This is a genomic window from Sphingomonas sp. (genome assembly GCF_030145815.1).
GTDB lineage: Bacteria > Pseudomonadota > Alphaproteobacteria > Sphingomonadales > Sphingomonadaceae > Sphingomonas.
In genome coordinates, this window is the sequence record NZ_JAIXHL010000041.1 from 1 (window position 1) to 20,495 (window position 20,495).

Annotated in this window: 22 protein-coding genes; 7 read left to right on the plus strand and 15 right to left on the minus strand. The window is 63.8% G+C overall.

Annotation, left to right across the window (positions count from 1 at the left end; translation table 11 throughout):
• Nucleotides 1–85 precede the first annotated feature (85 nt).
• The 5 genes from KYX69_RS21355 to KYX69_RS21375 all read right to left on the minus strand — a co-directional run bounded on the left by KYX69_RS21355 (nt 86) and on the right by KYX69_RS21375 (nt 3,804).
• Nucleotides 86–403, minus strand: coding sequence for a hypothetical protein (locus KYX69_RS21355; protein ID WP_300501314.1), 318 nt, complete (start codon nt 401–403; stop codon nt 86–88).
• Between the two features lie 227 nt (nt 404–630).
• A complete protein-coding gene (locus KYX69_RS21360) occupies nt 631–1,038 on the minus strand; it encodes a hypothetical protein (RefSeq protein WP_191864900.1) in 408 nt (135 codons plus the stop codon).
• 9 nt (nt 1,039–1,047) lie between these two features.
• Nucleotides 1,048–1,338, minus strand: coding sequence for a hypothetical protein (locus tag KYX69_RS21365; protein WP_126014481.1), 291 nt, complete (start codon nt 1,336–1,338; stop codon nt 1,048–1,050).
• Between the two features lie 68 nt (nt 1,339–1,406).
• Nucleotides 1,407–2,126 carry a hypothetical protein gene (locus tag KYX69_RS21370; protein ID WP_300501318.1) on the minus strand — a complete coding sequence of 240 codons (720 nt, stop codon included), beginning with the start codon at nt 2,124–2,126 and terminating at the stop codon, nt 1,407–1,409.
• A 28-nt stretch (nt 2,127–2,154) separates the two neighbouring features.
• Nucleotides 2,155–3,804 (minus strand): N-6 DNA methylase, encoded by a 1,650-nt coding sequence (locus KYX69_RS21375; protein WP_300501320.1) that lies wholly within the window; start codon nt 3,802–3,804, stop codon nt 2,155–2,157.
• 175 nt (nt 3,805–3,979) lie between these two features.
• On the opposite strand from KYX69_RS21375, the gene KYX69_RS21380 reads away from it, so the two are divergent.
• Both KYX69_RS21380 and KYX69_RS21385 read left to right on the plus strand, forming a co-directional pair.
• A complete protein-coding gene (locus tag KYX69_RS21380; RefSeq protein ID WP_300501322.1) occupies nt 3,980–4,345 on the plus strand; it encodes a hypothetical protein in 366 nt (121 codons plus the stop codon).
• Between the two features lie 315 nt (nt 4,346–4,660).
• Nucleotides 4,661–5,281: a hypothetical protein gene (locus tag KYX69_RS21385; protein ID WP_191864902.1), complete on the plus strand. Its 621-nt coding sequence runs from the start codon at nt 4,661–4,663 to the stop codon at nt 5,279–5,281.
• A gap of 13 nt (nt 5,282–5,294) precedes the next feature.
• On the opposite strand, the gene KYX69_RS21390 is transcribed toward KYX69_RS21385, so the two are convergent.
• Nucleotides 5,295–5,876 (minus strand): recombinase family protein, encoded by a 582-nt coding sequence (locus tag KYX69_RS21390; protein WP_191864903.1) that lies wholly within the window; start codon nt 5,874–5,876, stop codon nt 5,295–5,297.
• A 182-nt stretch (nt 5,877–6,058) separates the two neighbouring features.
• Here KYX69_RS21390 and KYX69_RS21395 point away from each other — a divergent pair, with 182 nt between their 5' ends.
• Nucleotides 6,059–6,250, plus strand: a complete 192-nt coding sequence (locus tag KYX69_RS21395) for a hypothetical protein (protein ID WP_294443871.1) — start codon at nt 6,059–6,061, stop codon at nt 6,248–6,250.
• Nucleotides 6,251–6,357: 107 nt separating this feature from the next.
• Here KYX69_RS21395 and KYX69_RS21400 read toward each other — a convergent pair whose 3' ends face one another.
• A complete protein-coding gene (locus KYX69_RS21400; protein WP_066776641.1) occupies nt 6,358–6,786 on the minus strand; it encodes a VOC family protein in 429 nt (142 codons plus the stop codon).
• Nucleotides 6,787–6,878: 92 nt separating this feature from the next.
• Here KYX69_RS21400 and KYX69_RS21405 point away from each other — a divergent pair, with 92 nt between their 5' ends.
• Complete coding sequence (locus KYX69_RS21405; RefSeq protein WP_300501325.1) at nt 6,879–7,637, plus strand: YafY family protein; 759 nt, start codon at nt 6,879–6,881, stop codon at nt 7,635–7,637.
• Between the two features lie 18 nt (nt 7,638–7,655).
• Nucleotides 7,656–7,961 (plus strand): hypothetical protein, encoded by a 306-nt coding sequence (locus KYX69_RS21410; RefSeq protein WP_082745960.1) that lies wholly within the window; start codon nt 7,656–7,658, stop codon nt 7,959–7,961.
• 20 nt (nt 7,962–7,981) lie between these two features.
• On the opposite strand, the gene KYX69_RS21415 is transcribed toward KYX69_RS21410, so the two are convergent.
• From KYX69_RS21415 to KYX69_RS21445, 7 genes are all read right to left on the minus strand, one after another.
• Nucleotides 7,982–8,911, minus strand: a complete 930-nt coding sequence (locus tag KYX69_RS21415; protein ID WP_066776261.1) for an FAD-binding protein — start codon at nt 8,909–8,911, stop codon at nt 7,982–7,984.
• Nucleotides 8,912–8,976: 65 nt separating this feature from the next.
• Nucleotides 8,977–9,726, minus strand: a complete 750-nt coding sequence (locus KYX69_RS21420; protein ID WP_066776258.1) for an electron transfer flavoprotein subunit beta/FixA family protein — start codon at nt 9,724–9,726, stop codon at nt 8,977–8,979.
• A 12-nt stretch (nt 9,727–9,738) separates the two neighbouring features.
• On the minus strand, nt 9,739–11,040 hold the full coding sequence (locus KYX69_RS21425; RefSeq protein ID WP_066776256.1) for an OmpP1/FadL family transporter: 1,302 nt from the start codon (nt 11,038–11,040) through the stop codon (nt 9,739–9,741).
• Between the two features lie 34 nt (nt 11,041–11,074).
• Nucleotides 11,075–11,482 (minus strand): DUF2147 domain-containing protein, encoded by a 408-nt coding sequence (locus KYX69_RS21430; protein WP_066776254.1) that lies wholly within the window; start codon nt 11,480–11,482, stop codon nt 11,075–11,077.
• Between the two features lie 75 nt (nt 11,483–11,557).
• Complete coding sequence (locus KYX69_RS21435) at nt 11,558–13,354, minus strand: acyl-CoA dehydrogenase C-terminal domain-containing protein (protein WP_066776252.1); 1,797 nt, start codon at nt 13,352–13,354, stop codon at nt 11,558–11,560.
• Between the two features lie 18 nt (nt 13,355–13,372).
• Complete coding sequence (locus KYX69_RS21440; protein WP_066776251.1) at nt 13,373–15,691, minus strand: 3-hydroxyacyl-CoA dehydrogenase/enoyl-CoA hydratase family protein; 2,319 nt, start codon at nt 15,689–15,691, stop codon at nt 13,373–13,375.
• Nucleotide 15,692: 1 nt separating this feature from the next.
• A complete protein-coding gene (locus KYX69_RS21445; RefSeq protein WP_066776250.1) occupies nt 15,693–16,829 on the minus strand; it encodes a thiolase family protein in 1,137 nt (378 codons plus the stop codon).
• Between the two features lie 187 nt (nt 16,830–17,016).
• On the opposite strand from KYX69_RS21445, the gene KYX69_RS21450 reads away from it, so the two are divergent.
• Together KYX69_RS21450 and KYX69_RS21455 are read left to right on the plus strand one after the other, a co-directional pair.
• Nucleotides 17,017–18,651, plus strand: a complete 1,635-nt coding sequence (locus KYX69_RS21450; RefSeq protein ID WP_246248768.1) for a long-chain fatty acid--CoA ligase — start codon at nt 17,017–17,019, stop codon at nt 18,649–18,651.
• Nucleotides 18,638–19,036 (plus strand): MerR family DNA-binding transcriptional regulator, encoded by a 399-nt coding sequence (locus tag KYX69_RS21455; protein ID WP_066776244.1) that lies wholly within the window; start codon nt 18,638–18,640, stop codon nt 19,034–19,036. Before KYX69_RS21450 ends, KYX69_RS21455 begins: the two co-directional genes overlap by 14 nt.
• Before the next feature lie 116 nt (nt 19,037–19,152).
• Here the strand turns inward: KYX69_RS21455 and KYX69_RS21460 are convergent, their stop codons facing one another.
• Entirely contained in the window at nt 19,153–19,767 is a 615-nt protein-coding gene (locus tag KYX69_RS21460) for a TetR/AcrR family transcriptional regulator (RefSeq protein ID WP_231731713.1), read from the minus strand.
• Between the last annotated feature and the right edge of the window lie 728 nt (nt 19,768–20,495).

Sequence of the window (20,495 nt, forward strand, 5' to 3'; positions counted from 1 at the left end):
GCTCGATCGAGACGGCTACCGCGCACTCAACATCGCCGGCGGACCCGGAGCCAAGGTGGCCTGAGCCGCCCTGTTCGCTACCTGTTCAGCTTACCGCTGTCCGTGTCACAAACCTTGAGGTGCTCCCCTCGAGCCACGCATGGGAGTGACGCCAGCCGCCGATATCGTCCGACGCATCCTGATTGACGTAATCGGCGGTGATCCCCAGCCGCTCGATCAGGTAGCGGCCAAGCAGCTCCGCGGCATGTCCGCAGGCTCCCCTTGGGTATGTGATATGCTTCAGCGCCCACGGTTCGGGTCCGGCGGCATCGATAGCCGCTCGGAAATCGCGAGCAGCTTGCTCGACCTCGGCATCTGTGGGGGGCATCATTACAACCTCACGGATGATCGCCGATCGGCTCATGTTAGCCAGGCTGCGGCGCTACATTTATCTGCTACGTATGTATGTACGGGGGGTGTTGACGGTCTTTCAACTTATTCCTAGCTAGGAAGCTCGAAAGCTACCGAGGTGAGAACGGCCTCCTCACACGCCACGTAAGTGGCAAAGTAGGCGAAAGCCGAAGGGATGCGGGAATTTGGCGCCCCGCCGATAGCTTCTGAAAGCCCCGCCCGTGCGGGGCTTTCTAGTTTCTAGGCTGGCTGGATGAAGCCCTTTCGCAGTCGACGCTCCAGCTTGTTCCGGTCGATCGGATAGGTGCTGGCGACGATATAGCGCCCCGCCTTGTCCAACCTTAGCTTGATCGCCACAAGGATGATCGCCTGTTCCTGCGGAATTTCGCCGATCAGCTCAAACCCGTCATTCTGACCAGGTGCTTGCCCGATATAGTCGGGATTTGCGACGATCTGCCCTACGTACTGGCGGCACAGCTCAAAATCATCGGGATGCCGCATCTGAGAATGGCTCTGTGCGCGAACCGAGAAATGGGCGCCCGCTGCAATCAGGCTCGAGCCAAGAACGCCGTTGATCTTGGCAACCGGCAAAGGGCCAAGATCGAGCGCGACAATCGCTGCCGGCTTATCGGCTTCAGCATCACTCATTGAACGACCCTACCGAGCCGCAGGATCGTTGCGCACAAGCGCCGCGGGATTTTCGCGGAGGAGTTCCGCAATCGGATCGGGAAGGATGAACCAAGTGGGGATGCCACGGCTCTGGGGATTGCCAAGCCCCTGAAACTTTTCGCCCTGATCGCCGCCATTCCAGCGAACGCCTGTCGCCGGTTGACCATCCCACAACATGTTGGCGACGGCGTAGTCGCCCTCGCCACCGTCGAAGATCACGTCGAGCCTTTCGACCCGCCCTTTGGGCGACGTAACCATGCGCGGATCAATATAAGCCATATCGCTACCTCCTTCAGCCACACGTATGTATGTACGTATTCGTAATCAAGGGGGTGCGCAGTTGGGGGTCAGCTCCTTGCTCGGAGAAGCCCGCCGGACACGTCATTGAACTCGTAGAAATCCGGGTTCCGCTCGGCAACCAGCGCCATCAGGTCGTCCAGGAGCTGATTGATCGGGATTTCCGTTTCAGGCTCGCCCACGGCGAATGCGCGGATGCTCGAGGCGTTCGGATTGGCTTCGACCAAGATGAGGTAGAAGCGTTCGAACTGCTCGTCCCGATCATAGGGATCGCGTCGCCCGGTAAACAGCTTGAGGCGCTGGTGAGCGTTGAGGAACGTTGAGCGCCGGCGAGGTGTAGCACCACCCTCCCGCACATGATCGTGCTCGGCACCGGCATCGAGGAAGAACAGGCCGGCGAGGACGGCGTAAGGAAATCGCCGGTGCAGGGTCACCGCCTCGATCAGCATGTCGCCGCGTCGGTTGGTGAGATTTTTCTGGAAATTGCGGGTGCGGCTGTCGCGGAAGTTGATCGTCTTGATCGATATGCCGAGCAGCAGGCCGGATTCTTCGGTCGCCCAAGTCACGTCGACCTTCTTGGCGCCGATACCGCCAGCCATCCGGCGTTCGGCGCCTGACCCACCCAGCTCGCCCGGTTCGGCCGGACGGGCTTCCTTGCAACCGCGGCGTCGCAGCTCGGCACCGATCGTATTGGCGACGGCGGCCGACATGGCTTCGCTGTATGCCTTCTTCGTGTCCGAAGAGGCAGTGTCGTCGGGTTTGGGCTGCAACGATCGGAGCGCTGCGTCGATCGCCTTCTCAATCGGTGACACGTTCGCTCCTGCTACGGGTGATACGACGCTGGAACAGCAGATCGCGGGCACCGCGGAGGCCAGCGACTTCCACGGTGCTCAGGCCGAGGTGTCGCTCGAGGATGATGGTATCGACAAGATCGATCGCGCGCTGCGGCTTCGCACTACGCAACGCTCGCCCGATCTGCGGTCGGATTGCTCGCAGCTCGTCGGCGACGGCCTCGAGGGTGGCCGATGATGGCACTGGGAGCCGGTCAGCCTCCTTGGGTTCGTGCTTCAGCATGCCGCCGCCGTAGGCACGACCGACGACTTCGGCGCCCAACAGCGTCGCCGAGTTGAGACAGGCAAGCGGCAGCAGCTCGCGGCCGATCGCGCGCACTGTGGGCTTCAGCTTCACGCCATATAGCGAGTTGAGGAGCTGGGCGTCGGCATCGTTTGTGATGAGACGTGGACGATCATGGTTCATGTAGGTGAACAGCAGATCGGGCCGTTCCACTATCGGCACCCGCCACCACGGCGAGCGGACACGGCATTTGTAAGCTTGATGGACGCCGGTGGCTTCGCCGTGCGCGATATAGGCGCGTGCCGCTGCGCTTGGCTTCGCACCAGGTGCGAACAGGAAGCAGCGCTTGCCCTCCTTGGCCAGCTCTTCCCACGCCGCCTGCCCGAAGGTCAGGCCACGTAGGTGCTTCGACCCCGGCGGTGAGATTGCCAGCAGCTCGCTGGCCTTCAGCTTGAGGCGAGCAATGTCGCTGCGGCTGAGCGAGAAGAAGTCGTTGTTGCCGGTGACCGCGCCCAGATAAGTTTCGCCCCAGTCGAGCAGCGTCGCGAAGCTCGATCCTTCTGTCAGGCGTGCATATATGTCGAGCGCCGCGGCCGGCAGGAGGGCTGGCGTCCATTTCTGATCGCCGGAAGGCGCATAGCCGATCCAGGAATTGGCGCAGATGCGCTCGAGGTCGGAGATATTGCGCGCCTGATAGACTTCGAAGCTGGGAGCCCCGCCCGTTCCTTCCGCAAGGAGCAGTACCACCTCCTCGAGCACGTCCGGGAACACCAGCTCTTCGAACAGGACCAGGCGTACCTTGGCGAAGCGGGACAGCAGGAAGCGGCGGACCTGTGCGGCATAATTGACGGTCAGCAATTCGGCCGGAAGCACCAGGCCGAGCCGGCCACCTTCGTTCAGGAAGTCGGAGGCGTGGATGGTGAACGCCGCCCAAGAGCTGGCGAGGCCGGTCAGTCGCACCCCCTGCGCGAGCGCCGCCTGGAGGCTTTTGGCTCGAGCGTCGCCGGTGAATTGCTGATACCGAACGTAGGGAGGGTTGCCGATCACGGCATCGAACTTCGCCGCTGGCGGTGCTTGGTCGAAGAAGTCGCCGACAGCGACCCTTCCCTCGACCTTGTGCCTCGAGAGCTGCGCGAGTGCGGCTTGAGCCGAAGCGTCATGGATTTCGATGCCGTGGAGCTGATCCGCTAGGTTTGGCGAGGCGCCGAGGCTACGCAGCCGTTCGATCGCTGGCAGCAGGAAAGCGGCATCGCCGCACGACGGTTCGAGCACGGTGTCTGTGTCGGTGCGGATCGCCCAATCGGCAATGAAGCGGGCGAGCGCCGGCGGGGTGAAGAATGCCCCTCGGGCCTTCCGCAGCGCCGGTGTGTCCATGCCTTCTTCAACCCCTCGTAACGTCGGCACCTAGCCGCGGTAATCAGATATGCCGGCTAGCATACGTTCTACTTGCGTTCCAATGGTGGTGAACAAATATACCCCACCTATGCGTGATGACAGCCGATCAGCTCGAGGCGCTGTGGGAGGCATGGGCGACCTATAGGAGGGTGCGATGGCAATGGACGTGCATATCAGCAACATCAGCGGGCACGGCGACGCCGAAAAGGAGTACGTCTATATCAAGGTCGATAATGACTGCGATATCGGCCACTATCTGCTTGGCGATACGACCTACACGGCTGAAGGCTCGGTTTCCAACAAGCTCCGCCATATCTACTGGTTTCCAGACAAGAAGGTGAAAGCTGGCGACGTTGTCGTGCTCAGGACCGGAAAGGGCACGAACACGTCAGAGAAGATGGACGATGGTCATACCAAGCATCGCTTCTACTGGCAGCTTGAATCTGCTGTTTGGAACAATGACGGCGATGCGGCAGTGCTTCTCCGAGCGCCGGAATGGAAGCACCGTAAGGTCAAATAACCCCAGAGAGAAACGCACATGCAGCCGACTACGAAGAGTGTTGAGGTTAAAACCCACTTTGGGCATCGCGTACAGGTCATTCAAGTGCAGCATTGGATCGATGCGTCATCAAAGGACGATCCTCATGGGCGTATGCCTGGACGCAAAGAGCTGCGGACCGCTGGAGGCCAAGGCATTGCGTTCGATGGATCGGTCTTCACCCTTCCGAATGGCGATACCTTCGACCCGCCTGCCTGACAAAGCGGTCTGCTGGACACTCGCAAGGCATGACGACAGGCAGGAATTATCCTCGCTTTCCGGGATCGATCCGTCGTTTTGACGATCAATTATTCTCGCTTTTGTTCAGGATTTATCGTCATTGAAGCTACTGTTTTGTTTGCTGATATTGCGGTCGGCACAGGAAAGGACCGGCAGATGAACAATGCAGCAAAGCGCGGACGCGGCCGACCAGAAGGATCGGGTCTGAACGATGAACCTGTCCTTGCCAAGATGGCGGACATGATGATCGCGGCACTGACGCTGAAACCGACCACGGCAGCCAAGCGGGTGCTGGACGCACCGGATGAGGCAACGATCCGTCGCCTTCAGGCCAAGTGGAAAAAGGCTGGCCAGCGGTATCTGGATCAGGCTCGCGCCCGGCGCGATGCGAAGATCAACCGGCAGGCGGAATCCGGCCCGGGTTTGCGGGTTGCCCGGAACATCGCGCTTGCGCAGCTCGCAGGCGAACCCATTTCGGGTGGTGCAATGTTGCTGGCTGGTATGGACACCCCTGCCCTTCGTGCGATCCGCGCGGCGCAGGAGAACCCAACGGTTCGCCTGATGCAGGAGATTTATAACAGGCCGGAGATGCGCCTGATGCGCGAGCTGTACGACAGTCCGCAGATGCGGCTGGCGCGGGAAATGGACAAGATGCGTCGGCTCGCCGGGAGGCTTTGATAACAAGACAGGATTATATGTCGGTAGTGGCTGCTTCCGGGCGGTCGCTCGCCGGGAACTGCCGGTAGAAGGTCGAGAGGCCGACGCCCAGAAGCCTTGCGATCCGGGCCGGCTTTTCGCCCACGGCAAGCAGCTTGCGCGCCGTGTCGATCCTTTCGGGGGTCATCACCAGCTTGCGCCCTCCCCCCGTGCTGCCCTTCTCGCGCGCTGCCGCCAGCCCGGCGATCGTCCGCTCCTTCACCAGCTCGCGTTCCATCTCGGCGACCGAGGCGAGGATGTGGAACAGCAGCCGGCCCGATGCCGTTGATGTGTCGAACCCGTCTGTCAGTGACCGAAAGTCGATCCCCCGCTCCGACAGGTCCGCGGCCAGCGCGATCAGACCATGGATCGAGCGGCCGAGCCGATCGAGTTTCCAGATCACCAGCGTGTCGCCGGCGCGTGCGAAGCCCAGCGCCTCGATCAGCCCCGGCCGGTCGATCTTCGCGCCGCTCGCCTTGTCGGTGAACACCTTCTCGCACCCGGCTTTCGTCAGTGCATCCAGTTGTAGCGTCAAATCCTGATCGGTCGTCGAGACACGCGCATAGCCGATCAGCATCTTTCCCGTTTCCCCGTCAAAATCGGCAGTTTTGGGAATTGTAAATCGGGAACAGGTTTTGGGAAAGCGGAACCCGCAGGCGGCCGTCAGCGCGATCGGCGCGGTGGGATTCTCGTCACAGGTTCCCAATCGGGAAGCCCGGTCGCTTGCAGATATTCCGCACCGCTGACTATCATCGCCCTATGATCGTCTGGCTCATCGTCACCGTCGTGCTGCTGATTTGGAACGCGGTGTATTGCGGCATCAAGATCGTTGCGGACTTCCGAGGGCCGAAACCTGCAAGTGGCGTTTGGGGTCTGTTCGCGCTCGCTGGCGTACTTTCAATGCTAGCTATGGCGGTCGTCGGTGCAGGTGTTGCTGTCTCAGGGATTTAACAGAAGGCGCGGACGTCATCTGGCTACCAGAATTGGGCCTGCCCGTTTTACCATCCATTGTGAGACGGCGGGCGCTCAACAGCGAACTGCCCGCCGACCGGCTTCGCTCATTCGGGAGAATTGCAGACCGCCTCGATGTTGATCCCGTCCGGATCATGAACGAAGGCGGCGTAATAGTTTTCGTGATAACGCCGGATGCCAGGCGCGCCGTTGTCGGTGCCGCCCGCCTTGAGCGCTGCGGTGTAGAATGCATCCACCTCCGCGCGCGTTCGCGCCTTGAACGCGAAATGGGTGGCTTCCCCGACCCGTGCGTTACCTACGATCCAGAACAGCGGTTTGTACTGCCGGCCGAAACCGTGGATCGTTCCTTGCGTCTTTTGCTGCTCACCGCCTTGTTCAGCGTTTTCAGGCGAGAAGGTGTGCAGGAGTTTGAGCCCAAGGGGCGCCAGCGCCGCCTCGTAGAATGCCTTCGATCGCGCCGCGTCCGACACGCCAATGTTCAGGTGATCGATGATGGTGTCTTCAAAGGGGTTCACCGTCCAGGCTCCTCGATTTGTTGGGTGGATCCAATGTAGCGTGGTGCTACTGACAGCGTTCTGTCAGTAGTGACGGGGAGCGAAGACCTCACATGCGTCGTGCCGATCGCCTGTTGCAGATCATCCAAATCCTGCGCCGTGCGAATGCGCCGGTGACGGCCTCTGAACTGGCTGGAGAACTGGAGGTCGTGCCGCGGACGATCTACCGCGACATCGTCACGCTCCAGGCGTCGCGCGTGCCGATCGAGGGCGAAGTAGGCTTGGGCTACGTCCTGCGAACCGGCTACGACCTCCCGCCCCTGATGTTCAATTCGGGCGAGATCGACGCGATCGTTCTGGGACTGGCAATGGTGATGGAACGCGGCGACGCCGATCTTGCGCGGGGGGCGGAGGACGCTTTGGCCAAGGTGCAGGCAGTCGTCCCGCCCGACGTGCTGCACCAGATTCGGATTGCCAAGCTGCTGGTCCCGCATCCGCTGGAGGACGGCGTCAGCTTCGGAGATCACATTCCCCAAATTCGTGCAGCGATCCGCGAAGGGCGCAAGCTGCGTATCGACTATCAGGACGCGAAAGGATCACCGACGACGCGGACGATCTGGCCGCTTGGCCTGTACCTCTTCAGCCATGTAACGATGATCGGCGCATGGTGCGAAGTCCGAGGTGACTACCGCGCCTTCCGCGCGGAGCGGGTCAAGGGCTGCCGACCGCTGGATGACCATTTCAACGGACGCAACGGGGCGATGATGGCTGAGTTTGTCGCCCGCTTTCAATCCCAGCAGACGCCGGTGCTGCAACCATTTCCAAGCGGTTGCCCGTCCGACAGTGAGACGACGCCTAATCTTCCCAATTGACCATCCCAATCGGGACGATTGCCGGGCTTAGCGTACGATTTAGAACCTCCTCTGACCGGACACCAGAACGCCGGCGATCCCGCCTACCGGCCGCTCACCGCGGACAGCCTTGCGATGCAGGCGGCCCGCGCGCTGGTGTTCGAGGGGGCGGAGCAGCCGAACGGGTATACCGAACCACTGCTCCACCGGTTCCGCGCACTGGAAAAGGGACGTGGTGAGGCAACGTCCGGCGGCCCCGGAGTGGCAACGGATGGCACGTTGCGCGACGGAGCCGCGCTGCCGGCCGAACTCCGCGTGCTGGCGGAAGCGCCGGCGCGCAGCTGACTTCGCGGCCTTCGTCCCTCCTACAGCTTCTCCGTCAACTCCGGCACCACCTTGAACAGGTCGCCGACCAGGCCGATGTCCGCCACCTGGAATATCGGCGCGTCCTCATCCTTGTTGATCGCCACGATTACCTTGGAGTCCTTCATGCCCGCCAGGTGCTGGATCGCGCCGGAAATCCCGACCGCGACGTACACTTCCGGCGCCACGATCTTTCCCGTCTGCCCGACCTGGTAATCGTTGGGAACATAACCCGCATCCACCGCCGCGCGGCTGGCGCCGACGCCGGCGCCGAGCTTGTCGGCGAGCGGCTCGATCAGTTCATGGAACTTCTCGCCCGACCCGAGCGCCCGCCCGCCCGAGACGATCACCTTGGCGCTGGTCAGCTCCGGCCGCGCGTTCGCCGCAATCTCCGAGCCGACAAAGGTCGACAAGCCCTCCTCACCGGTAGACGCGACTGCCTCGACCGTGCCCGACCCGCCGCTCGCCGCCGCCTTCTCGAACGCCGTGGTGCGGACGGTGACGACCTTTTTCGCGTCGGAGGTCTGCACCGTCGCGATCGCGTTGCCGGCATAGATCGGGCGGGTGAAGCTTTCCTCGCCCTCGACCGACAGGATGTCGCTGATCTGCATTACGTCGAGCAACGCGGCGACCCGCGGCGCGATGTTCTTGCCCGTCGTCGTGGCCGCCGCAACGAAGGCGTCGTGGTCGTCCATCAGCTGCATCACCAGCGGCGCGACATTCTCGGCCAGCGCGTGGGCATAGGCTGCATCGTCCGCGACGTGCACCGTGCCGACACCCGCGATCTGCGCAGCGGCCTCAGCGACCCCATCCACGCCCTGACCCGCGACCAGCAGGTCGACCCCGCCCAGCTTCGACGCGGCGGTTACCGCGGCTAGCGTCGCATCCTTCACCGTCGAGCCGTCATGCTCGACCCAGACCAGCGTCTTCATATCCTCTGCCCCTTTTTCTCGGCACATCGTCCGACAGGCTCAGCCCGAACGGGTGAGAGTTGTGCTTACTTAGCGATGCCCATCGCATGGAGCTTCATCACCAGCTCGTCCACATCGGCGACCTTGACTCCCGCCTGGCGTTTGCCGGGTTCTACCACCTTCAGGGTGGTGATGCGCGGCGTCACGTCCACGCCGTAATCGGCCGGCGTCTTGTTCGCGAGCGGCTTGCTCTTGGCCTTCATGATGTTGGGCAGCGAGGCATAGCGCGGCTCGTTCAACCGCAGGTCGGTGGTGACGATCGCGGGCAGTGGGAACCTGTCGGTTTCCAGCCCACCATCGACCTCGCGCGTCACGGTGACGCTGTCGCTTGCCAGCTCGACCTTGGACGCGAACGTCCCCTGGCCCCAGCCGAGCAGCCCGGCAAGCATCTGGCCGGTCTGGTTGTTGTCGTCGTCGATCGCCTGCTTGCCGAGGATGACGAGGGCGGGCTGCTCCTCTTCCACGATCTTCGCCAGGATCTTGGCGACGCTCAGCGGCTCGACCTTCTGTTCGCTCGTCACCAGGATCGCGCGGTCGGCGCCCATCGCGAGCGCGGTGCGCAATGTCTCCTGCGATTTGGCCTCGCCGATCGACACGACCACGATCTCGATGACGCCGGCCTTTTCCTTCAGCCGGATCGCCTCCTCGACCGCGATCTCGTCGAAGGGGTTCATGCTCATCTTGACGTTGGCAAGGTCTACACCCGACCCGTCCGCCTTCACCCGGGGCTTCACATTGTAGTCAAGCACCCGCTTGACCGGTACCAGAACCTTCATTGGAACCTCTCCTCAGAACGTCAGCCGAGCGCCAAGGGACAGGACCACCGCGTGGGCATCCTTCAGCGAGCCGTCGGTCACGATCGGCGTCTGCACCGCCGTGCCCGCATAGGCTGCGGTGATCCGGTCGATGGTCGCATCCTTGAAGTCGACATAGTTCGCGGCGGCGTCGATCGACAGGCCCGATGTGAGCTTGAACGTCGCGCCGGCGCCGTAATTCCACCGGTCGGAATCCGGCACGCGCGCGTCGCGATCGCCGTTTCGCGTGGGAGTGATGGCATGCTGCACGCCCGCGCGCAGCGTCACGGCCGGGGACACGGCATAATCCACACCGCCCGCCAGGCTCCAGCTGTCGCGATAATTCTCCGGGATGGCCGTGTTGATGGGCGCGCCGAGCCGGATCGCGTCAAACTTGCTCCAGGTGTAGCGGACCACCTGGGTATTCAGCGTCAGCGCATCGGACGCGCGGAAGCGGCCGCCGACGATGATCTGCGCGGGCGTGTAGAAGGAGGCACGCGCATCGGAAACGGTTCGGTTGGAAGCGGCGAGCGGACCCGCAAGACCGGAGGTTTCCAGCTCGCCCTTCAGATGATGCTCGATGGCCGACTTGTACGCGATGCCCACGATCGCCCACTGATGATGGAGCTGTACACCCGCCGTCCAGCCGAGATCCCAACCGTCGCCAGCGAGCCGCTGTTCCCCGTCGTGCAGCGCGGTCGACAGGTTCGGCAGCTTGTTGCTGAGGCTGGCGTCGGTGTACTCGACGTTGACTGCCCCGCCGACCCGCAGCCAGTCGGTCAGCGCGATGCCAAGCGAGGGCTGGATGTCGATCGTTCTGAGTCTGGTCCGGTCTGCCGAATATCGCGCCCAGCTGTCATCGTCATAGTCGGTCGTGAAGCTGTAGGGCGACGTCACCGCTAGACCCACGGCGATGCGGTTGGTCAGCGGCAGCGCGATCGCGCCTGATGGCAGCACGCCGTTGTTGATCGGATTACGCGAGACTCCGTCGCCGCCGACTGGCGCGAACGGCTGGCCGGGTCGCCGGATCAGCGTTCCCTGGTCGACGACCCTGCCCCGGGGCAGGATCGCAGCGGCACTGATCGTCACCTCCCGCTCGTTTGTGTCAGCGATAGCCGCGGGGTTCCACCACAAGGATGCCGCTCCCGTATCCGCCACCTCGCCGGAAAAGGCGCGACCGGCTGCGCGTGCGGATTGCTCCTGCAGATAGAATGCCTGGGCATGCGCCTGGGCTGACAGGGTAAGGGAATAAACAACGACCGTAGCGGCCAAGGCCGCGCGAAAAGAATGGGTCATGCTACTCTCACAGGCACGGAAAACGGGGGGAGTATCAGGGGATGCGGGTCCAGGTCTGCGTCTTGCACAACGGCACGAACACGCAGCCACGCACTTTGAGCTGATCGCGGCCGATCGGCGTCAGCTTGGCGCCATACGTCTTTCCATCATCCGCATTGTAGATCCGGCCGCCGCTCCAGACCTCGCCGTCACGTGAGAAGCCGCTCAGCATGAGTAGCCCGCGCAAGGGACGGTCACGCTGTGCCGCGTCGCGGTTGTTGCCATCCTTCAGCGTCGGGTCTCTGCGCAGCTTGTCGGAACTGACCAAGCGCCCGCAGATGGAGGCGCCGCACCGCTGGATGTCCACGACCCCGCCGCGCGTCTCTGTCCGCCAGCGGCCGATCACCGTCTCCGCCGGAGGGTTGCCGGCCATCAGCGCCAGGGCGAGCAACATCATGGACATGACCTTCTTCTCTCCTTGTTTTGGGCCGGGCGAGTACGACCCGTTTCTGTTATCGTTGGATCGTCGGCGGGCTGGTCAGAACAGCTCCTCTGCGAGCGCCATGGTCGATCTGCTGCCCGCCTTGATGACCAGGAAACTCCCCGTCGCCTGCGGCAGGATGCGATCGAAGAAAAAGGCCGCGGTCGCCAGCTTGGCTCGGTAGAAGGCGGCGTCGGCACTTCCTTCGGCAAGCCGGTCCGTGGCGATCCGCGCGGCCCGAAGGAAGGTGTAGCCTATCGCGACCAGTCCCAGCATCTTCAGATAATCAGTTGCCGCCGCCCCGGCCTCGTCCGCATTCTTCATCGCCTTGCGAGCGATGGTCGCGGTGGTGAGTTGGAGTGCGCCGAACGCCTGGTGCAGCGCTGCGGTCTGCGCCGCGAGCGTCTTGTCCGTGCTGCCCGCCATCTCCTCACACAGGTTCGACACGGCGTGGAAGAAAGGCCGCATCGCCCGACCCATGTTGGCGGGCATCTTGCGCCCGACCAGGTCCAGCGCCTGGACGCCGTTGGTGCCTTCATAGATCTGGGTGATGCGGGCGTCGCGAACGAACTGCTCGACGCCATGCTCGCGGATATAGCCGTGGCCGCCATAGGTCTGGACGCAGAGGTTCGCGGCCTCCGACGCCAGATCGGTGAACAGCGCCTTCACGACGGGCGTCATCAGCGCGATGAAATCGGTCGCGCGGGCGCGCAGCTCCGGGTCGGGCGCATGCTTCTCCGCGTCCAGCGCCCGCGATGTCCACTGGCCTACCGCGCGGCACCCCTCGGCATAGACGCGCATGGTCATCAGCATCCGGCGCACATCGGGGTGGACGATGATTGGATCGGCGGGCAGATCAGGGCGCTTGGGGCCGGTCAGCGCGCGGCCCTGCTGCCGCTCGCGCGCGTAGGCGACAGCGGACTGATAGGCGATCTCGCCGACGCCGAGCCCCTGGATGCCGACCGAGACGCGTTCGGTGTTCATCATGGTGAACATCGCGGCGAGCCCCTTGTTCGGCTCGCCGACGATCCAGCCGGTTGCGTCGTCGAACTGCATCTGGCACGTCGCCGACGCCTTCAGCCCCATCTTGTGTTCAATGCCGGCGACCGACACGCCGTTATGCGGGCCGAAGCTGCCGTCGTCCCGGGGCAGGAACTTGGGCACCAGGAACAGGCTGATACCCTTCACCCCCGCGGGGGCGTCGGGCAAGCGCGCAAGGACAAGGTGAATCACGTTGTCGGTCAGGTCGTGGTCTCCTGCCGAGATGAAGATCTTGGACCCGGACACGCGATAGCTGCCGTCGTCCTGCGGCACCGCGCGGGTGCGGAGCAGGCCCAGGTCGGTGCCGCAATGGGGCTCGGTCAGGCACATGGTCCCCGACCATTCACCGCTGACCATCCTGGGCAGGTAGGCCCGCTTCAGATCCTCCGATCCGTGTCCCTCGATCGCGGTGGTGGCGCCGTGAGTCAGGCCGGGGTACAGGCCGAACGATAGGTTGGCGGAGCAGATCATCTCCTCCACCAGCTTGTTCAGCGTCTCGGGCAATCCCTGCCCACCCCATTCGGGCGCGGAGGCGAGCGCCGCCCAGCCGCCGTCGCGGAACTGCCGATACGCCTCGGGAAAACCCGCGGGCGTCCGCACGACGCCGTTCTCGAGCCGGCATCCTTCCAGATCGCCGCTTGCGTTCAGCGGCAACAGGACGTCCTTCGCCATGCGACCGGCTTCCTCCAGCACGGCATCGTACAGGTCGGGGGTGAACTCAGCGAAGGCGGCGCTCGCGTCGAACTGATCGTCGGCGAACAGCTCGTGCAGGACGAAGCGCATGTCCCGGAGCGGCGCGGAATAGATTTGCATCGGCGGCTACCTCTTCGATCAGTTGCGCAGCGGCTTGCCGGTTTCGAGCATGTGCTCGACCCGTGCCTGGGTGCGCGCGTCCTTGACGCTGGCCATGAACGCGTTGCGCTCCAGCACCAGCAGCTGGTCCTCGGTGACGGTGTCGACCAGATCGGCGTTGCCGCCGGTCAGTACGGTCGCCAGCCGCTCCGCGACCACGGTGTCATAGGGGGTGGCCACCCCTTTTTTGCGGAAATCGGCGACGACCCCGGCAATGCCGACCCGCCCGCTTTCACCCGGCAGGCGGAATACCGGCTTGTCGGGCGCGCAATATCCCTCGACCAGCGAGAGCGCCTTGTTCTTAGCATCGGCGAGCAGGCGGTCACGGTTCATGGTGATGCCGTCCGAGGCGCGCAGGAACAGCATCTCCTTCGCCTCGGCCGCCGATTTCGACACCTGCGCCGTCGAGATCATCTCGAACGCCTTCGCGACGGCGGGCATCGGGCCATTCGGCACGGCCGGCGACCTGGCAAGACGATCGAGCATCTCGCCGTTGCCACCCCAGCCGGGGATCAGCCCGACGCCGCATTCGACCAGCCCGACATAGCTTTCGGCATGCGCCTGGATGGCGTCGGCATGGAGCAGGATCTCGCACCCCCCGCCCAGCGCCATGCCCGCGGGAGCGGCCACGACCGGGAACGGCGCGTATTTCAGCGCCTTGTACGCCTGCTGCCCGGCGGCGATCAGCCGGTCGATCTCGCTCCAGGCGGCGATGTTCACCGCGAACATGGCGAGGCCCAGATTGGCGCCGACCGAGAAGTTGCTGCCTTCGTTATAGATCACCAGCGCCTTGAACCGCGCCTTGACCAGCGGGATCGCCTGGCCGATCAGCTTGGCGACCTCCTCGTCCAGCGCATTCATCTTGGCCGTGAATTCCAGGCACGCGACTCCGTCGCCCACGTCCCACAGCGCGGCGGAGCCATTGCGGATCACCGGCTCGGCGCCCCGCTTCACATCCTCCAGCAGCAACACGCCCTCGGGCCGGGCCACCTCGCGATACTCGCCCGTGGCGGCGAGATACTGGCGCCGGCCGCCCTCCACCCGATAGAAAGGGCGATCCCCGGCGGTCACCAGGATCGGCGGCACCGTCCGGCCCTCCGCCGCCAGCCGCCGCGCCAGCGCGCTTGGCCCCAGCCGGTCGATCAGCTCGAATGGCCCCTGTTTCCAGTTGTAGCCGAGCTTCATCGCGTCATCGATCGCGACGACGTCGTCGGCCGCCTCGCCGACCAGCATGGCGGCATAGGCGAGAACCTTGCCGAGGATCTCCCACGCATAAGCGCCGACCTTGCCGGGCGCGGCGACCAACGCGGCCAGATCCTTCTCCGCCGCGCGGGGCAGCGACGCGGGCTTGACGCTCGCGCGATATTCCCCCGTCGACAGGTCCACCGCCTTCTTCGTCCGCGTCGCCTTGTCGAAGGCGTAGAAGCCGCCCTTACCCTTGCGCCCCGTGAACCCGTCCGCGATCATCCGGTCGACCAGCGGCATCGGCCGCACCGTATCGAAATACGGATCGCCCTGCGGCAGGGTGGCGGACAGGCTCTTCGACAGGAGCGGCATCAGGTCGACGCCGACGAGGTCGATCAGCCCGAAGATGCCCGTCTTCGGCACGCCCATCGGCCGGCCACCGATCTGGTCGGCCTCCTCGACGGTGAGGCCCTGGTCCATGGCGGCGTTGATCGCCACCGCCAGCCAGTAGGTGCCGATCCGGTTGGCGATGAAGCCGGGCGTATCCTTGGCGGGCACGACCCGCTTGCCCATGAAGCGATCGACGAAGCGCTCGACCCGGTCGGCGACCACCGGGTCGGTGGCCGGCCCGCGCACGATCTCGATCAGGCGCATGTAGCGCGGGGGATTGAAGAAATGGGTGATGAGGAAGTCGCGCCGGAACTGGTCGCCGCGCCCCTCGACCAGATGACCGAGCGGGATGGTGGAGGTGTTGGACGACACCGCCGTGCCGGGCCGCTTCACCTGTTCCAGCCTTGCGTACAGTGCCTGCTTGATGTCGAGCCGTTCCACGATCGCCTCGACCACCCAGTCGCATTCGGCGACGCGGTCGAGATGATCGTCGATGTTGCCCGTCTCGACCAGCTTTGCCGCCCGCTTCGACATGAAGGGCGCCGGGTCGGTCTTCAGCATTTTCGCAACCGCGCCTTTCGCCACCGCATCGCGATCGGCGCCTTCCTTCGCGGCGACATCAAGCAGCAGCACCGGAATGCCCGCGTTGGCGACCTGCGCCGCGATGCCGGCGCCCATCACGCCCGCACCGATGACGCACACCTTTCGAATCGGCTCGCTCATGTCAGGCGCGCTCCAGCACCGTGGCAATACCTTGCCCGCCGCCGATGCATTGGGTGGCGAGCGCATAGCGGCCACCCTCGCGCGCCAGCAGCGCCGCCGCCTTGCCGACGATCCGCGCGCCCGTCGCACCCAGCGGATGGCCGATCGCGATCGCGCCGCCGTCGATGTTGATCGTCTCCTCCTTCAAGCCGAGGTCGCGGATGCAGGCGATCGACTGGCTGGCGAACGCCTCGTTGATCTCCACCACGTCGAGGTCGGCGACGTTCAGTCCCGCGCGCTCCAGCGCCTTGCGCGACGCGCCGATCGGCCCCAGTCCCATCGTCTCGGGCTCGCAACCGGACAGGCCCACTGCCTTGATCCGGGCAAGGATCTTGAGGCCGTGCCGCGTCGCGAACTCCTCGGAGGTCACCAGCACGGCGGACGCGCCGTCGGTCAGGGGGGAAGAGGTGCCGGCCGTCACCGTGCCGTCCTGGCTGAACGCCGGCTTCAGGCCACCGAGGACTTCCACTGACGAATCGGACCGGATGATGCCGTCCTCACCGATGGTGCCTGCCTTGGTCGTGATCGGGACGATCTCGTCCGTGAGCTTGCCGGCGGCCCGCGCGGCGGCGGCCTTGTGGTGACTCTTGACCGCAAAGGCATCCTGCTCGGCGCGAGTGATCTGATATTGCTGAGCAACGTTCTCGGCCGTCTCGCCCATGCCCATGTACGCACCGGGCCGCTGCTTCGCGAGCGCGGGGTTGGGTAACGGGTTGTAGCCGCCCATCGGAATGCGGCTCATCGACTCGAGCCCGGCGCAGATGAACGCGTCACCCGCGCCGATCTGGATTTGGCCTACCGCGATGTGGATCGCGCTCATCGAGGAGCCGCAAAAGCGGTTCACCGTCATGCCCCCGACCGACAGCGGCAGGTCCGCGAGCAGCCCGATCATGCGCGCCACGTTCAGCCCCTGCTCTCCTTCCGGAAAGGCGCAGCCGAGGATCACGTCCTCGATCTCCGCCGCGTCGATGCCGGTCTTTTCAATTAAGCCTCGAATTACCTGCGCGGCCAGATCGTCCGGTCGGACCCGGGCCAGATCGCCCTTGGCGGCAAGGTGGAAGGGAGAGCGGGCGTATCCCGCGATCACGACGCTGGTCATGGAAATCCTCTCGAACGCGACAGTTCCGGTCTTGCGACCTTACCTAAAGGTGCGATAACTAACCTATACGTCAAGAGCAATATGCCATGGCGCCGAGTTCGGCAGCCTGGAAGCCCTATCGTCGGGAGAGCGGAAGAAGATGGTATCGGCACGAGCGCAGGGCATCGCATCGGATGAACGGCCCCGCATGGTCACCACCATGTTCGAAGAATCGGTGGCGAAGCACGGCGGCTGGACCGCGATCGACTTCTTGGGGGCGACCACGTCGTATCAGGCGCTCGCCGAGTCCGTGGAACGCGCCACGGCGGGGTTGCAGTCCCTGGGCGTGACGACGGGCACGCGGGTGGCCCTCTCCCTACCCAACACGCCGCATTATCCCGTGCTGTTCCTCGCAACGTTGAAAGCGGGCGGAGTGGTCGTGAACGTGAACCCACTCTACGTCGAGCGGGAGTTGCGCCACCTTCTTGTCGATTCTGGTGCGGAGATCATCGCGACCTGCGACCTGCCCGAGGTTCATCGCCGAGTGTCCGCCGTCGCAGCCGAGGTGGGACTGCGTCATGTGATCACATGTCCGATCGCCAGCGCCCTGCCCTTCGGTAAGTCGCTCGCCTATCGGCTGCTCCGGCGTCGTGACATCGCCGAAGCGCCCCGTGGCGATGGCCATGTCGCCTATGCACGTCTGCTGGTCCGGGGCCGCGCGCCGATGCCGGTCGCGGTCTCGCCCGACGCGGTCGCGGTGCTGCAGTATACCGGGGGAACTACCGGTCGGCCCAAGGCCGCCATGCTCAGCCACGCCAACCTGGTCGCCCAGGCCGATGCGATGGTGGTCCATGTCGGCGGCGAGAAGGAGGTGCAGGAACGCGTCCTGGGCGTGCTGCCGCTGTTTCACGTGTTCGCCTTGACTACGGTGCTCAGCTTCGCGCTCCGCGTAGGGGCGAAGATGATCCTGCTGCCGCGCTACGATCTCAAGCAGACATTGAAGGCGATTGCCCGGACACGCCCGACCTTCTTCCCCGCCGTGCCGACGATCTTCAATGCCATCGCCGAAGCTGCGGGCCGCCAAGTGGTCGATCTCGGCAACATACGTGCCTGTATTTCCGGAGGCGCACCGCTTCCGTCCGAGGTACGCGAGGCGTTCGAGCGTCAGACAAGGGGGCGCCTGGTCGAGGGCTATGGCCTGTCCGAGGCATCGCCGATCGTCACCTGCAATCCGATAGACGGCCCGGACAAGTCGGCCTCCGCCGGCCGCCCCTTCCCCGGCACGACGATCGAGATCAGGGACCCGGAGGCGCCCTCGATCCTACGCGACATCGGCATACCAGGGGAGATCTGCGCACGAGGACCGCAGGTGATGAGCGGCTATTGGAACAAGCCTACGGATACACAGCAGGTCCTTTTTGAGGGCGCTCTCCGGACAGGGGACATCGGCTATCTGGACGAGGAGGGCTTCCTGTTCATCGTCGACCGGATCAAGGACATCATCCTCTGCGGCGGCTACAACGTATACCCTCGCATGATCGAGGAGGCCCTTTACGAGCATCCCGCCGTCGCCGAAGCGGTCGCGATCGGCGTGCCCGACCCCTATCGGGGGCAGTCCCCCAAGGCATTCGTCACCGTCAAACCCGGGGAAGAGGTGACGGGCGCTGCCCTTCGGGACTTCCTGCGTGACAAGCTCAGCAAGATCGAGCTTCCCAGAGAGGTCGAGATCCGAGAGAGTCTGCCAAAGACGTTGATCGGAAAGCTCTCTAAAAAGGAGTTGGTCGAGGAAGAGGCGCAAAGGGCTGCGGGAAAGCCGCTGGAGGGGCAGATTGGGCGACAGTGAAGAGGAACTGCGCGGAATCCAGGAGGTGGCCGACTTCCTGGGGATCACGCCGCGGACGCTCAGATTCTACGAGGATCGCGGCCTAATAGAACCCCGCAGGATCGGGACAGTGCGCATCTACACCAAGCGCGAGACGGGCCGGATGCAGCTAATCCTTCGCGGAAAGCGCCTCGGCTTCTCGCTCCGCGATATCCAAGAATTCCTAGACCTGTACGAAGCCGATCCGCAGCACGTCGAGCAGATGAAGGCCTTGGCCGATCGCTGCCATCAACGCGTGGCGGACCTCGAGGCGCAGTTCGTCGCGTTGGAACAGACGCTCATCGAGCTTAAGTCCATCGAAAAGCAGGCGCTCGACCGCATCAAGGGCACGACCGGAGAGAGATGAGCGTGGGCGGTGCGGGCGTGGGAAAGCTGGGGCGGTTGGCTTCCCACTCAACACGACCCGCGCACCCAGCTTGCCCAGCGCGTCGGCTTAAAAGCGCGGATTGACGCTGCTCAACTTCAATTACGAATGAATAGTTCTGACAGCGCCGTCATCCATTCGGCAGTTGAAACATCCTCGTTCTTTGGCGCGCGAATCATGTTCTCCGCATGTCCGATCAGGCATTGAAGAAAGGCGTGCCGAAACGTCGTCGCGTCCAGATGCCCCAGCGCTGTGGCCGCGCTGGGATGGTCGAGAAGCCCGTCAATTGCTCGCAGCCCAACGGCGTAGGTGGCCGTCCAAGCGTCATGTCGCGCTTTCGGCAACTCCGTTAGCACGACACCGATCGCCTCGCGTTCCGGGCTGGTCAGAAACGCGAGGATGCGTTCGCCCACGCTGCGGAAGGCACTGGCGAATTCCTCGATCTGCACGTCTTCACACAAGCCGTTCTCCTCGGCTTCGAGCTTCTCCTCCAGCAGACGCATGAGCAGGTCGCTCCGGTCCTGAAAGCGCGTGTAGATCGTTTTCTTGCTGACCTCCGCGGCACGCGCGATCCGCTCGATCGATAGCTCGCGTGATCCTTTGGTCAGCAACAAGTCCCAAGCGGCTGCCAAGATGCGGCTCTCCAAAGCCGCAGCCTCCTCGACGCTCGGCCGACCAATCCGTCGGGACTGCCCGCTCGCCAACGTGCTCATCTCGGCCACCACCTCGAACCCCTCCTAGCCGTCCGCGCTATCGACCCGATGCTCCGACGAACTCCCACTATCCATAAAAAATCCCAGGACGTGTATCGCCCAAAGGGGACCGAGTGGTTCCCTTGAGCTTTCTTCCCGAGTCAATCGCGCAAGCGGGACGATTTTAATCTTAAGGAGCAACCAATGTTCAAGTCTATCATGGCCGGCAGCCTGCTGACCTTGGCAGCGGCTACCGGGGCAGCGGCGCAGACATTGACGTGCTTGACCTGCTCCCCGGAAATCATGCCACTTGCAGGTTAGCTCGTCAGATGGAGACGAGCGATGCGGCGAGGCCGTTCTACCCTGCCAAGGCTATTGGCTATGGCAGTCACCACCGCGGTTACGAATCATGCCGTATGAAGAGCTTTGCCAAGGCCTTCATCCAATCCTCGCTCATAGGCTGATCTGACTCAGGAGCACGCAGCATGTTCTCCGCCCGACCGATCAGACATTGCAACAAAGCATGACGGAACGTCGCAAGATCGAGATCCGCTAGCGCGATCGCGGCTCCCGGATGTGCTAGCAAGGCATCAATTGCGCGTAGACCGACAGCATAGGTAGATATAGCGGCCTGCAATGATGTTCGCCCGGACGCGCAATAACGAGCGGTTTCTGGCGCACATTAGTTGAGACGGATAGTCTCGCTCGACGCACATTCCATGAGACGCAGCGCACGATCGGTGAGACGG